Raw genomic sequence first — 12,809 nt, forward strand, 5'->3', positions numbered from 1 at the left:
AGGAGGCGCGGCGACGGTCGCGGATCCGCCGAACGAACGGGGCTGACCTCGAGAAAAGTCGGGCCGCGGGTCACGCGGGTGGGTTCGTGTAGCGTGCGTGCATCGCCGCCGCGGTGGCCGCCATCGCGGCGCGGAGTTCGGGAGGGTCGAGGACCTCGACGGAGGCGCCCAGGGGGAGCAGGGCGTGGGTGAGGATCTCGTAGGTCTCGCCGGGGATGGTGATCTCGGCCCAGCCCTCGGCATCGGGCGGGCCCAGCGAGGCGCGGGCCTGGCGCACCGCGGCGGGGTCGTTCAGCAGGCGGAGCAGGCCGAGGTGCGCGGTCGCGATCCGGCAGCGGGCCTGGACGCGCAGGATGGATCGGGCGAACTCATCGGCCGACCGCCGCCAGTACTCCGGGAGTTCGAAATCGGCTGGGCGGGTGAAGGTTTCGCCGGTGGGCGCGGCCGCTTCGACGCGGCTCACCCGGTAGGAGCGGAGGTCGGCGCGCTCGCGCGCGATCAGGTACCAGGTGCCCGCTTTCATGACCAGCCCCAGCGGATCGATGGTTCGGGTGACCGTCGTGTCGCTGCGGCGATAGTCGATCGTCAGCCGCCGGTCGTGCCAGAGCGCGTCGGCGACCGTGGCCAGAGTCGGTGTCTCGTCGGGGCGGTGGAACCAGCCGGGCATATCGATGTGCACGCGCTCGGCGATGCGGGTCGCGCGGCCGCGCAGTTCCGGCGGCAGGGCGGCGAGCATCTTGAGCTGTGCGGTGGCCAGCACGGTGCCCAGGCCAAGGTCGGCGGCCGCGCCGGGCAGTCCGGCCAGCAGGACCGCGTCGGCCTCGTCGGAGGTCAGGCCGGTGAGGCGGGTGCGGTAGCCGTCGATCAGCCGCACCCCGCCGCCGCGACCCGGCTCGCTGTACACCGGCACCCCGGCCGCCGACAGCGCCTCCACGTCGCGGTACACCGTGCGCACCGACACCTCCAGCTCCCGCGCCAGCTCGCCCGCCGTCGCCCCGCCGTTGGCCTGCAACAACAGCAGCAACTGCACCAATCTGCTCGCTCGCACGACTGCGACACTAGCCGCGAAACCTGACAGCAGATGACAAGGTTCGGTCGTACCGTACGGGTATGACCACATGGAGCCAGTTCACCGAGGAAGCGCCGACCATCGCCGCCCTGTTCCTGCGCAGGCACCAGGCCACCGGCAACCTGTGCATGCTCGCCACCCTGCGGGCCGACGGGTCCCCACGGATCAGCCCGATCGAGCCGATGGTCTTCGAGGACCTGCTCGTGCTGGCGGGCATGCCCAACACCCGCAAATTCGACGACCTCGCCCGCGATCCCCGATTCTGCCTGCACACCGCCACCGTCGACACGAACGTCTCCGAGGGCGACGCCAAGCTGTTCGGTGCCGTCACCGATCTCGCCGACGAGGGCGTCCACGCCCGCTTCGCCCAGATGCTGTTCGACACGAGCGGCATGGACATCCGCGGGCAGAAGTTCGACCATTTCTACGTCGCCGATCTCACCGGCGCGTCGACGGTCGAGGTCGAGGACGACCACCTGAACATCACGGTGTGGAAGCCGGGCGCGGGGGAGCGGGTCGTCCGCAAGGACTGAGCTCTTCCGCGATCCGGGTGCGCGGGACGCGAGGGGGATTCAGCGGGCACGGCCGGGAGGTTCCGGTGCAGGCCAGGCTCACGTCGACGAATTCGGGCAGGTGCGGCCGACGGCCGGTGAGGAACCTGTGAGGAGGGACTGGATGTCGCGGTAGCCGGGTACGGCCGGGGACTGTGCGGTGTCGCCGCGCACGGTCCGGGCCAGGTCGAGCGCGGCGCCCAGGGCCGCGCGGTAGAGGGCCGAGCCGGTGCTGATCCGGCGGACGCCGAGCGCTGCCGAGGCGTCGATGTCGGGTCCGGCGGGGGAGTAGAGCGTGTTGAGCGGCAGGGGCGTCGCCTCGACCAGGGCGGTGATGACGGCCGGGTCGGTGACGCCGGGGACGAACAGCCCGTCGGCGCCTGCCGCGGCGTACTCTCTCGCGCGCAGCAAGGTCGAGGACTGGTCGACGCCGAACCAGTACGTGTCGATGCGGGCGTTGACGAACAAATGCGGAACGCGCGTTCTGACGGCGTGCAGAAGCTCGGCCTGTCGCTCGGGTGGCGCGAGCGCCGCGTTGTCCCGCCCGTCCTCGAGGTTGATCCCTGCCACCCCGAGATCCGCCAGCCGGGCCACATAGTCGGCCACGGACTCCGGGTCCGCCGCGAACCCGGCCTCGACGTCGATGCTCACCGGCACGGGCAGGCGAACCAATCGCCGTGCGAGAGCGAGGGTTTCCTCGGCCGAGGCCGCCGCACCGTCGGGCAGACCCGCCGCCGCGGCGACGCCGAGACTGGTGGTGGCGATCGCCGGGAACCCCGCCTCCACGAGCAACGCGCCGGAGGCGAAATCCCAGGCGTTGGGCAGGATCAGCGGGCGGTCGCCGCGGTGGAGTTCATGAAAGGTCGTCATACAGCGCTCCTCGGGTCGTCTCGGTGCGGTCATTGATCGGTCCCCGCTTCCCCTTCGAGCACACCGGAAGCGATGGCCAGCGCGTGCTCGGCGCCAGGGCAGCGATGCGGGCCGGCCCCGAATCCCAGCCCCGGATGCCGCAGATCGAGCTCGGTCGCCACACCGTTCACCATGCGCCGGGTGGATCGCAACGGCGGTGCGTCGGCCATGATCCGAGCGGGCCGCTCAGCGATGGGCGCCCGGTCGAAAGCTCGTGCGGCCGCGATCAATTCCGCAGTCGCCCCGCAGGCTTGCACCAGAACACAGATCAGCGCGACAACTCCGCCGTCGCTATGGCTGTCGCTGTCGGGGCTTGTGCCGGAGCAGTCACAATCTCCGATGCTGTCGCTGTCAGTGCGGCTGGCGCGGTTGCCGTGGTCGGGGCTGGTGCTGTCACAGGCAGGGTGGTGGTGGCTGTGGGTGGTGGCGGGGCCGGCTCTGTGTGGGTGACTGTCGCGGGTGTCGTTGGCTTGCCCCGGGGTGTCGGCGCTGTTGCCGTATTCGCGGCGAATCGCTGTGCGGCACAGGGTGACGAGTTCGGTGACGGCGGCGTCCGCGGCCTCGGTGATCGGTTGGTGCGGTTGATAGGCCGCGGCGACTAGTGCCACGCTGTCGGCGGCGCTCTCGGGCAGGTCCAGTGCGGCGAGCAGGGTGCGGACGTGGGCGAGGGGGCGGCCTGCCCTGGCGCGGGCGCTCGTACGGAGAAGCTCGGGGTCCAAGCGATCGAGTTCGCGCTGAACCGCGGCACGTCGGCGGTGGTGTTCGGCGCCGTCGCGGAACCGGGGGACCTGACTGCGCAGCCACCGGATGTCCGTCTCGCCGGGAACGGCCTCGGGGACCGGCGGCATCGGTGCCGTCTGGAGGAGCGTGCGGACACGCTCGGGATCGCTGATCACGCCCCTGACCGTAGGACCGCGGCAGTTCGGTGGCCGCCGAACGATTGCCGTCGCATGATGGACGGATGCCCACCCGCGCCGCCGCCCTCGCCGACTGGGCGGCCGTCCTCGCCGACCGGACCAGAGCCCAGATGTGCCTGGCCCTGCTCGACGGCCGCGCCTGGACCGCGGGCGAACTGGCCCGGCTCACCGGCGTCGCCCCGTCCACCGCGACCGGCCACCTGCACCGGCTGAGCGGCGTGGGCCTGATCACCGAGCGGCGCCAGGGCAGGCACCGCTACGTCGAGCTCGCGAGCCCGGCCATCGCCCAGCTGCTGGAATCCCTCCTGGCGGAACTCGACCCGGTTCCGACGCCCCCGACCACGCTGCGCGCCGCGACCGCCGACGCCGCCCTGGCCCGCGGCCGCACCTGCTACAACCACCTCGCCGGCCGCCTCGGCGTGACCATCACCGACGCCATGACCGCCCGCGGCCTCCTCGACGCCGACAACGCCCACGCCCTCACCACCGCGGGCACCACCTGGCTCACCGCCACCCTCGGCGTCGAAGAAGCCGCCCTCACCCGCGCCCGCCGCCCCCTGACCCGCCCTTGCCTGGACTGGACCGAACGCCGCACCCACCTCGCCGGCCCCGCCGCGACCCTGCTGCACCGCCGCCTGCTCACCCTCGGCTGGACCACCCGATCCGGCACCGGCCGCGCGATCCGCCTCACCCCCACCGGCACGACCGCCCTCGCCGAAGCACTCGCCCTCGACCCCACCGCCCTCGCCGAAACCCTCGACCCCTCCGCCCACACCTGATCGACCGTCACGCCGATGCCGACGCCACCCGTGTGGTCGGCCCCGGTGACAGGCCACGATCCGGCGCGACCGAACCCTCAGTCGTCACTGGCGAGGATCAGCGCCACCTCCCGACCCGTGCGATCAACGGTGAGGAACTCGTTGAACTCGTCGTGGATCCGGCCGTGGTCGCACACCGCGTCGTCCCCGAGATCGCGCAGGAAGTACACCGCGTCCGCGGCTCGCAGCCGTCGATGGACGACCTCGGCGAGGATCTCCGTGAACTCGGTCGACACGGTGAGATCGACATCGACCCATCGATCGAACCGCTCCACCGCGACCGCCGTCGCCAACGGTTCTCAGAGGGAATCCGTTCTGCGGCGGAGGAATTCGCGCTCGATCTCGTTCGGGCTCGAGGACGCGGCCCGGTCGTAGGCGTTCGCGGCTTCCGCCAGGCGACCCGTGCGCCGCAGGAGATCGGCCCGAATCGCGTGGTAGAGGCGGTGATCGGGCAGATCGATCATGTCCAGCTCGCGCAGGGCGGCAGCGGGCCCGCGGACCTCGGCGACGGCCACGGTGCGATGCAGGGCGACGACGGGGGACGGGGTGAGCGCGCAGAGGTGGTCGTAGAGGCTCAGGATCTGGGGCCAGTCGGTGTCGGCGGCGGTGGCGGCGTCGGTGTGGACGGCGTTGATCGCGGCCTGGAGCTGGTACGGCCCGGGGTCGCCGCGCCGCAGACACTCCCGCACCAGCGCGTGCCCTTCGGCGATCAGGGCCCGGTCCCAGCGGGAGCGATCCTGCTCGGGCAGCGGAACGAGCACATCACCGTCGGTCCTGGCGGCGCGCCGCGACTCGGTGAGCAGCATCAACGCCAACAGCCCGAGAACCTCGGGCTCTCCTGGCATCAGCTCGGTGAGCAGCCGCCCGAGCAGGATCGCCTCCGCGCACAGGTCGCCCCGCGTGAGACTCGGGCCCGAGGTCGCCGAATACCCTTCGGTGAACACCAGATACACCACGGCGAGCACGGCGGGCAGCCGTTCGGGCACCTCCGTGTCGGTCGGCACTCGATACGGAATGCGGGCGTCCCGGATCTTGCCCTTGGCGCGCACGAGCCGTTGCGCCATCGTCGATTCCGACACCAGGAAGGCCCGCGCGATCTCGGCGGTGGTGAGCCCGCACAGCAGCTTCAGCGCCAGCGCCACCCGCGCGGTGGGCGCGAGCGCCGGATGACAGCAGGTGAAGATCAGCCGCAACCGGTCGTCGGAAAAGCTGTCGACGGGCAGGTCCGGATCGGCGTGCAGCAGCGCCGCTTCGGCGTGCCGGTCGGCGCGGGTGGCCTCGCGGCGCAGCCGATCGATCGCGCGGTTGCGGGCGGTGGTGATGATCCAGCCCGCCGGGCTCGGCGGCACCCCGTCGGCGGGCCAGCGGGCGAGCGCGGCGGCGAACGCCTCCTGCACCGCGTCCTCGGCGAGCCCGATGTCGCCGAAGACGCGGATCAGGGACGCGACCGCGCGGCCGTAGTGCTCGGCGAACAGGGCCTCGATCGTCGCGGTGTCCATCTATCTATCCGTGGGCCACCGGACGCACCTCGATCGGCAAGGTGAGGACCGCGGCGAGCTTGCCCGCCCAGCCCAGCGCCTCGTCCAGATCCTCGACCTCGATGAGCGTGAACCCGCCCACGTGCTCGGTGCCCTCGGCGAACGGCCCGTCGGTCATCAGCAGCTCGCCCTCTTTCGCGCGCACGACGGTCGCGGTGCTCGCGGCGTGCAGCCCGACCGCGAACACCCAGACCCCGGCGGCGCGCATCTCGTCATTGAGCGCACCGAGCTCGTCCATGATGGCGTCGATGTTCTCGGGCGCCGGACCGTCGGGCTGATAGATGGACAGCAGGTACTGGGTCATGATCGTCCTCTCGTCGATACCTCCGGCGTGAAACCGGTTCATCTCCTACACGAACGCGACGCCGCCGAATCGACAGCCCGACCACCCCGATTCTCGTCCGCCCACCCAGCGAGGTGCCCCGGATCGCCGGATCCGCTGTGCCACGATGAGGCGATGGAGCTGCTCGCGTCCGCCGCCGGGGGCGGTCCGTCGCCGATCGTGTCGCTGTTCTGGATCGCGCTGGTCGCGGTGGTGGCGCCGCTGCTCTCGCGCGCCCTGCGCGGGTACGTGCCCGACGTGGTGATCCTGCTCGTGGCGGGGACGGTCCTCGGGCCCTTCGCGCTGGGCTGGGCGACCGAGGACGGCGGGGTCGACCTCATCAAGGAACTCGGCCTCGGCATGCTGTTCCTGCTGGCGGGCTACGAGCTGGATCCGAAACTGCTCGGCGGCCGGTCGGGGCGGGTGGCCTGGCTGGTGTGGGTGGCGGGGCTGGTCTTCGCGTTCGGGTTGATGACGGTGCTGGCGAGCGACGAGTCGACCACCAACCACATCGCGGTCGCCATCGCGATGACCTCCACCGCGCTGGGCACCCTGCTGCCGATCATCAAGCAGGCCGGGCTGCTCGACACCCCACTGGGACGCGCGGTCCTCGCGCACGGCGCGGTCGGCGAGCTCGGGCCGATCGTGGCCATGTCGGTGCTGCTGAGCAGCCACAATGTCGGCGCCGCCCTCGTCGTGCTCGTCCTGTTCGTGGTGGCGGCGCTGCTGGTGGGGCTGATCCCGTTGCGCCTGTTCGGCCGCATCCCCGATCTCGGCGCGGCGCTGGCGCGGATGGACGGCGGCACCTCCCAGCTGCCGGTGCGCGGGTCGATCCTGTTGCTGCTGGTCCTCATGGTGGTGGCCGAACGCTTCGATCTGGACGTGGTACTCGGCGCGTTCGCGGCGGGCATGGTGCTGCGCAGGCTCATCGCCGCCGGGCATCCGCGCGTCGACGAACAGCTCGAGACCATCGGCTACGGACTGCTGATCCCGGTGTTCTTCGTGGTCTCGGGCATGGGCATCGACATGGCGGCGGTCGCGGGGCAGCCGCTGCTGTGGGTGTCGTTCGTGCTGGCCATCGCCGTCGCTCGCGGTCTGCCGGTCTGGTTGAGTGAACGGTTCGTCCCGCACGGACGCAACCTCGAGACGCCCCGCGAGCGCGCCCAGCTCGCGTTGTTCGCCGCCACCGGCCTGCCGATCATCGTCGCCGTCACCCAGGTCGCCGTGTCGACGGAGTTGATGACGGCCGACACCGCCTCGGTTCTCGTCGCCGCCGGTGCGACGACCGTGCTGGTGTTTCCCCTGGTAGCAAGGCTGATCGGCGGCAAGACGCCGGTTGTCACCGCACCTGCCCATGAATGAGCTTGCATAGTCGTGCATAATCATCACATGGTTGATTCGTCGGGAGGACCCGTGTTGCGGGTGGCGGTTGCCGGTGCGAGTGGATACGCCGGTGGCGAGGTGCTGCGTCTACTGCTGGCCCACCCGGAGTACCGAGCCGGGCGCCTCGAGATCGGGGCGCTGACCGCCGGATCCAACGCGGGCACCGCGCTGGGCGCGCTCCAGCCGCATCTGCTGCCGCTGGCCGACCGGATCCTGCAGGAGACGACCCCCGAGACCCTGGCCGGGCACGACATCGTGTTCCTCGGCCTGCCGCACGGGCAGTCCGGCGCCATCGCGCAGGCGCTGCCCGAGTCGACCGTGATCATCGACTGCGGCGCCGACTTCCGGCTCACCGATGCCGCCGCCTGGGAGAAATACTACGGCGGCACCCACGCCGGCAGCTGGCCCTACGGTCTGCCCGAACTGCCCGGCGGCCGGGAACGGCTCACCGGCGCGCGGCGCATCGCCGTGCCCGGCTGCTACCCGACCGTGTCGAGCGTCGCGCTGGCCCCGGCCATCGCCGCGGGCATCATCGAGCCCACCGTGCACGTCGTCGCCGTGAGCGGCACCTCGGGCGCGGGCCGCAAGCTCGACATCGGCCTGCTCGGCTCGGAGGTGATGGGCAGCGTGCGCGCCTACAGCGTCGCGGGCGCCCACCGGCACACCCCTGAGATCGCGCAGAACCTGAAGGCCGCGGGCGGCGTCGATGTCACGGTGTCGTTCACCCCCGTGCTGGCGCCGATGCCGCGCGGCATCCTCGCCACCTGCACCGCCCCGGTGAAGGTGGACGCCGCCGAAGCCCGCGCCGTCTACGAGAAGGCCTACGCCGACGAACCGTTCGTGCACCTGCTGCCCGAAGGGCTGCTGCCGCAGACGGGTTCGGTGCTCGGCTCCAACGCCATCACCCTGCAGGTCGCCGTCGACGCCGACGCGGGACAGCTCGTGGTGATCGGCGCGGTCGACAACCTGACCAAGGGCACCGCGGGCGCCGCGGTGCAATCGATGAACCTGGCCGTCGGCTTCGACGAGACCGCAGGACTTTCCACCGTAGGAGTGGCACCGTGACGACCCCTGATCCGCACACGACGGACCACGGCAACCTGATCCACACCCAGGGCGTCACCGCCCCGCTCGGCTTCCGCGCCGCGGGCATCGCGGCCGGCATCAAGGCCAGTGGCAAGCCCGACCTCGCGCTGGTGCTCAACGAGGGCCCCGAATACGCCGCGGCCGGGGTGTTCACCAGCAACAAGGTCAAGGCCGCGCCGGTGCTGTGGTCGCAGCAGGTGCTGAAGTCGGGCCGCGTGCGCGCGGTCATCCTGAACTCCGGCGGCGCCAACGCCTGCACCGGACCCGGCGGCTTCCAGGACACCCACAAGACCGCCGAGGAACTCGCCGCCGCACTGAGCAATTGGGGCACCGAGACCGGCGCGGGCGAGGTCGCGGTGTGCTCCACCGGGCTCATCGGCGACCGGCTCCCGATGGACAAGCTGATCCCCGCGATCACCGAGATCGTGCACGAGATGGGCGGCGGCATGTCGGGCGGCTCCGACGCCGCGCACGCCATCATGACCACCGACACGGTGCCCAAGGAATCGGCCTTCCACCACGAGGACAAGTGGAACGTCGGTGGCATGGCCAAGGGCGCGGGCATGCTCGCCCCGTCGTTGGCCACCATGCTCGTCGTGCTCACCACCGACGCGGTGGCCACCCCGGCCCAGCTCGACGAGGCGCTGCGCAAGGCCACGAAGTACACCTTCGACCGGCTCGACGTCGACGGCTCCTGCTCCACCAACGACACGGTGCTGCTGCTGGCCAACGGCGCGAGCGGTGTCGCGCCCTCGCAGCAGGACCTCGACGACGCCGTCTTCACCGTCTGCGACGACCTGGCCGCCCAGCTCATGGCCGACGCCGAGGGCGTCACCAAGCGGGTCCGGGTCACCGTCAGCGGCGCGGCCACCGAGGACGAGGCGCTCGTCGCCGCGCGCGCCGTGGCCCGCGACAGTCTGGTCAAGACCGCGCTGTTCGGTTCCGACCCCAACTGGGGCCGGGTGCTCGCCGCCGTCGGCATCGCCCCGGTGACGTTGGACCCCGACCGGATCGCGGTGTCGTTCAACGGGAATCCGGTCTGTGTCGACAGCGTCGGCGCGCCCGGCGCCCGCGAGGTCGACCTGTCCGGCGCCGACATCGACGTGCTGATCGAGCTGAATGTCGGCGAGGGCACCGCGACGGTGCGCACCACCGACCTCTCGCACGCCTATGTCGAAGAGAACTCGGCGTACAGCTCATGAACGCCGGTGTGCTGCACAGTCTCTCGGCCCTGGACAAGGCGCATGTGCTGGCCGGCGCGCTGCCCTGGCTGCAGAAGTTCCGGGACAAGATCGTCGTCGTGAAGTACGGCGGCAACGCCATGATCGACGACGAGCTCAAGGCCGCCTTCGCCGCCGACATGGCGTTCCTGCGCACCGTCGGCGTGCACCCGGTGGTCGTGCACGGCGGTGGCCCGCAGATCAACGCCATGCTGAAGAAGCTCGGCATGGAAGGCGAGTTCCGCGGCGGCTTCCGCGTCACCACCCCCGAGGTGATGGACGTGGTGCGGATGGTGCTGTTCGGCCAGGTCGGGCGCGAGCTCGTCGGGCTGATCAACGCGCACGGCCCGTACGCGGTCGGCATCTCGGGCGAGGACGCGCACCTGTTCACCGCGACCCGCCGCACCGTCACCGTCGAGGGCGTCGCCACCGACATCGGCCTGGTCGGTGACGTCACCGAGGTGAACCCGGGCGCCGTGCTCGACCTGATCGACGCGGGCCGCATCCCGGTGGTCTCGACCATCGCCCCCGACGCCGACGGCGTGGTCCACAACATCAACGCCGACACCGCCGCCGCCGCGCTGGCCGAGGGCATCGGCGCGGAGAAGCTCGTGGTGCTCACCGATGTCGAGGGCCTCTACACCGACTGGCCCGACCGCTCGTCACTGACCAGCGAGATCGACGCGAAGGCGTTGACGGAGTTGCTGCCACGCCTGGATGCGGGCATGGTGCCCAAGATGGAAGCCTGCCTGCGCGCCGTGCAGGGCGGGGTGCCCAGCGCACACGTGATCGACGGCCGGGTACCGCATTCGGTGCTCCTGGAGTTGTTCACCGGCGAAGGAATCGGAACGATGGTGACCGCATGAGTGAAGTAGAGAAGCTGCAGCAGCGGTGGTCGGCCGCGATGATGAACAACTACGGCACCCCCGCGGTCGCGTTGGTGCGCGGCGCGGGCGCGGTGCTCTACGACGCCGACGGCAAGCGCTACGTCGATTTCCTCGGCGGCATCGCGGTCAACAGCCTCGGTCACGCCCATCCCGCCATCCTGGAGGCGGTCACCCAGCAGCTGGGCACGCTCGGCCACGTGTCGAACCTGTACGCCAGCGAGCCGGTGATCGAGCTGGCCGAGAAGCTGCTCGCGCACTTCGGTGACGGCGAGGGCAAGGCGTTCTTCTGCAACTCGGGCACCGAGGCCAACGAGGCGGCGTTCAAGATCGCCCGGCTCACCGGCCGCACCAAGATCGTCGCCGCGGAGGAGGCCTTCCACGGCCGGACCATGGGCGCGCTCGCCCTCACCGGCCAGCCGGCCAAGCGGGAACCGTTCGAGCCCATGCCGCCCGGCGTGGTGCACGTGCCCTACGGTGACGCCGCCGCGCTGGAAGCCGCCGTCGACACCGACACCGCCGCGGTGTTCCTGGAGCCGATGATGGGGGAGAGCGGTGTGGTCGTCCCGCCGTTCGACTACCTGGCGCGGGCGCGCGAGATCACCTCGCGAGCGGGCGCCCTGCTGATCCTCGACGAGGTGCAGACCGGAATCGGCCGCACCGGAACGTTTTTCGCGCACCAGGCGGCGGGCATCGTGCCCGACGCGATCACCCTGGCCAAGGGGCTGGGCGGTGGCCTGCCGATCGGCGCCGTGCTGGCGCAGGGCCGGGCCGCCGAACTGCTGACCCCGGGTCTGCACGGCACCACCTTCGGCGGCAACCCCGTCTGCGCCGCCGCCGCGCTGGCGGTGCTGCGCACGATCGACACCGAAGATCTGCTCTCCCATGTGGAATGGGTCGGCAAGAAGCTCAGCGACGGCATCGCGCTGCTCGGCCACCCGGAGATCGACCACGTGCGCGGCGCCGGTCTGCTGATCGGCATCGTGCTGCGCCACGACATCTCCGCGCACGTGGACGTGCGGGCGCGGGAGGCGGGCTACCTGATCAACCCCGCCAAGCCCAACGTGATCCGGTTGGCGCCGCCCCTGGTGCTCACCGAAACCCAGGCCGACAACTTCGTCGCCGACCTGCCCGAGATCCTCGACAAGGCCGCCGCCGATGCGAAGGGAGCGACCAAGTGAGCCTGCGCCACTTTCTGCGCGACGACGACGTGACCCAGGCCGAACAGGCCGAAATCCTCGCCATCGCCGCGGAATTGAAGCAGAACCCGTTCGCGCACCGGCCGCTGGACGGCCCGCGCGGGGTCGGGGTGATCTTCGAGAAGAACTCCACCCGCACCCGGTTCTCGTTCGAGCTCGGCATCGCCCAGCTCGGTGGGCACGCGGTCGTCGTCGACGGCCGTGACACCCAGCTGGGCCGCGAGGAGACCCTCGGCGACACCGGCAGCGTGCTGTCGCGCTACGTCGAGGCCATCGTGTGGCGGACCTTCGAGCAGTCCCGGCTCGACGAGATGTCGGCCACCGCGACGGTTCCCGTGGTGAACGCGCTGTCCAACGAGTTCCATCCGTGCCAGGTACTCGCCGATCTGCAGACGATCAGCGAACGCAAGGGCGCCCTGGCCGGGCTGAATCTCACCTACTTCGGCGACGGCGCCAACAACATGGCGCATTCGCTGCTGCTGGGCGGGGTGACGGCGGGGATGAACGTCACCGTCGCCGCGCCCGCCGGGTTCGAGCCGCTGCCGTGGATTCTCGAGGCCGCCGCCAAGCGGGCCGCCGAGACCGGCGCCACGGTGACGGTCACCAACGACCCGGTCGCCGGTGCCACGGGCGCGGACGTGCTAGTCACCGACACCTGGACCTCCATGGGACAGGAGAACGACGGCCTGGACCGGGTCGGCCCGTTCCGTCCGTTCCAGGTCAACGGCGAACTGCTCGCCGCCGCCGATCCGGAAGCCATTGTGATGCACTGCCTTCCGGCGCACCGCGGCGAGGAGATCACCGACGAGGTGCTCGACGGCCCGCACAGTGTGGTCTGGGACGAGGCCGAGAACCGCCTGCACGCCCAGAAGGCGCTGCTGGTGTGGCTGCTCGCGAAAGCCGCCGCGTGAGA

14 protein-coding genes are annotated in these 12,809 nt (G+C 71.1%); 8 read left to right on the plus strand and 6 right to left on the minus strand.

Translation table 11 applies throughout. The features are described 5' to 3' along the window. Positions 1 to 70 precede the first annotated feature (70 nt). Positions 71 to 1,048, minus strand: a complete 978-nt coding sequence (locus DFR69_RS27195) for a helix-turn-helix transcriptional regulator (protein WP_167456416.1) — start codon at positions 1,046 to 1,048, stop codon at positions 71 to 73. Between the two features lie 62 nt (positions 1,049 to 1,110). Between DFR69_RS27195 and DFR69_RS27200 the strand changes: the two genes are divergently transcribed. Then, entirely contained in the window at positions 1,111 to 1,602 is a 492-nt protein-coding gene (locus DFR69_RS27200) for a pyridoxamine 5'-phosphate oxidase family protein (protein WP_110040487.1), read from the plus strand. Between the two features lie 78 nt (positions 1,603 to 1,680). On the opposite strand, the gene DFR69_RS27205 is transcribed toward DFR69_RS27200, so the two are convergent. Together DFR69_RS27205 and DFR69_RS34640 are read right to left on the minus strand one after the other, a co-directional pair. After that, positions 1,681 to 2,490: an isocitrate lyase/PEP mutase family protein gene (locus DFR69_RS27205; protein ID WP_110040488.1), complete on the minus strand. Its 810-nt coding sequence runs from the start codon at positions 2,488 to 2,490 to the stop codon at positions 1,681 to 1,683. A gap of 29 nt (positions 2,491 to 2,519) precedes the next feature. Then, entirely contained in the window at positions 2,520 to 3,425 is a 906-nt protein-coding gene (locus DFR69_RS34640) for a hypothetical protein (protein WP_167456417.1), read from the minus strand. A 65-nt stretch (positions 3,426 to 3,490) separates the two neighbouring features. Between DFR69_RS34640 and DFR69_RS35610 the strand changes: the two genes are divergently transcribed. After that, positions 3,491 to 4,225, plus strand: a complete 735-nt coding sequence (locus DFR69_RS35610; RefSeq protein WP_110040491.1) for an ArsR/SmtB family transcription factor — start codon at positions 3,491 to 3,493, stop codon at positions 4,223 to 4,225. 77 nt (positions 4,226 to 4,302) lie between these two features. Here DFR69_RS35610 and DFR69_RS27225 read toward each other — a convergent pair whose 3' ends face one another. Genes DFR69_RS27225 through DFR69_RS27235 form a run of 3 tightly spaced genes read right to left on the minus strand, consistent with a single transcriptional unit; the run spans position 4,303 to position 6,106 of the window. Next, complete coding sequence (locus DFR69_RS27225) at positions 4,303 to 4,539, minus strand: hypothetical protein (RefSeq protein ID WP_146229435.1); 237 nt, start codon at positions 4,537 to 4,539, stop codon at positions 4,303 to 4,305. A gap of 24 nt (positions 4,540 to 4,563) precedes the next feature. After that, complete coding sequence (locus DFR69_RS27230; RefSeq protein ID WP_110040493.1) at positions 4,564 to 5,763, minus strand: RNA polymerase sigma factor; 1,200 nt, start codon at positions 5,761 to 5,763, stop codon at positions 4,564 to 4,566. Positions 5,764 to 5,767: 4 nt separating this feature from the next. Then, the gene (locus tag DFR69_RS27235) at positions 5,768 to 6,106 is read right to left on the minus strand and encodes a YciI family protein (RefSeq protein WP_110040557.1); all 339 of its coding nucleotides are present in this window, start codon (positions 6,104 to 6,106) and stop codon (positions 5,768 to 5,770) included. A gap of 153 nt (positions 6,107 to 6,259) precedes the next feature. Between DFR69_RS27235 and DFR69_RS27240 the strand changes: the two genes are divergently transcribed. Genes DFR69_RS27240 through argF form a run of 6 tightly spaced genes read left to right on the plus strand, consistent with a single transcriptional unit; the run spans position 6,260 to position 12,807 of the window. Beyond that, positions 6,260 to 7,486 (plus strand): cation:proton antiporter, encoded by a 1,227-nt coding sequence (locus DFR69_RS27240; RefSeq protein ID WP_110040494.1) that lies wholly within the window; start codon positions 6,260 to 6,262, stop codon positions 7,484 to 7,486. A gap of 27 nt (positions 7,487 to 7,513) precedes the next feature. Beyond that, positions 7,514 to 8,572 carry an N-acetyl-gamma-glutamyl-phosphate reductase gene (gene argC, locus DFR69_RS27245; RefSeq protein ID WP_110040495.1) on the plus strand — a complete coding sequence of 353 codons (1,059 nt, stop codon included), beginning with the start codon at positions 7,514 to 7,516 and terminating at the stop codon, positions 8,570 to 8,572. Then, positions 8,569 to 9,795, plus strand: a complete 1,227-nt coding sequence (gene argJ / locus DFR69_RS27250; RefSeq protein ID WP_110040496.1) for a bifunctional glutamate N-acetyltransferase/amino-acid acetyltransferase ArgJ — start codon at positions 8,569 to 8,571, stop codon at positions 9,793 to 9,795. Before argC ends, argJ begins: the two co-directional genes overlap by 4 nt. Then, on the plus strand, positions 9,792 to 10,679 hold the full coding sequence (argB, locus tag DFR69_RS27255) for an acetylglutamate kinase (protein WP_110040497.1): 888 nt from the start codon (positions 9,792 to 9,794) through the stop codon (positions 10,677 to 10,679). Before argJ ends, argB begins: the two co-directional genes overlap by 4 nt. Beyond that, positions 10,676 to 11,878, plus strand: coding sequence for an acetylornithine transaminase (locus DFR69_RS27260; protein ID WP_110040498.1), 1,203 nt, complete (start codon positions 10,676 to 10,678; stop codon positions 11,876 to 11,878). The genes argB and DFR69_RS27260 overlap by 4 nt, the downstream gene beginning before the upstream one ends. After that, the gene (gene argF, locus DFR69_RS27265; protein WP_110040499.1) at positions 11,875 to 12,807 is read left to right on the plus strand and encodes an ornithine carbamoyltransferase; all 933 of its coding nucleotides are present in this window, start codon (positions 11,875 to 11,877) and stop codon (positions 12,805 to 12,807) included. Before DFR69_RS27260 ends, argF begins: the two co-directional genes overlap by 4 nt. Positions 12,808 to 12,809: the final 2 nt, after the last annotated feature.

The organism is Nocardia neocaledoniensis, from assembly GCF_003182135.1.
GTDB lineage: Bacteria > Actinomycetota > Actinomycetes > Mycobacteriales > Mycobacteriaceae > Nocardia > Nocardia neocaledoniensis.

Coding starts and splice junctions, on each gene's coding strand:
- DFR69_RS27260 (WP_110040498.1), top strand. CDS start 10,676: ATGAGTGAAGTAGAGAAGCTGCAGCAGCGGTGGTCGGCCGCGATGATG.
- DFR69_RS35610 (WP_110040491.1), top strand. CDS start 3,491: ATGCCCACCCGCGCCGCCGCCCTCGCCGACTGGGCGGCCGTCCTCGCC.
- DFR69_RS27235 (WP_110040557.1), bottom strand. CDS start 6,106: ATGACCCAGTACCTGCTGTCCATCTATCAGCCCGACGGTCCGGCGCCC.
- DFR69_RS27230 (WP_110040493.1), bottom strand. CDS start 5,763: ATGGACACCGCGACGATCGAGGCCCTGTTCGCCGAGCACTACGGCCGC.
- argC (WP_110040495.1), top strand. CDS start 7,514: ATGGTTGATTCGTCGGGAGGACCCGTGTTGCGGGTGGCGGTTGCCGGT.
- DFR69_RS27240 (WP_110040494.1), top strand. CDS start 6,260: ATGGAGCTGCTCGCGTCCGCCGCCGGGGGCGGTCCGTCGCCGATCGTG.
- DFR69_RS27205 (WP_110040488.1), bottom strand. CDS start 2,490: ATGACGACCTTTCATGAACTCCACCGCGGCGACCGCCCGCTGATCCTG.
- argB (WP_110040497.1), top strand. CDS start 9,792: ATGAACGCCGGTGTGCTGCACAGTCTCTCGGCCCTGGACAAGGCGCAT.
- DFR69_RS27200 (WP_110040487.1), top strand. CDS start 1,111: ATGACCACATGGAGCCAGTTCACCGAGGAAGCGCCGACCATCGCCGCC.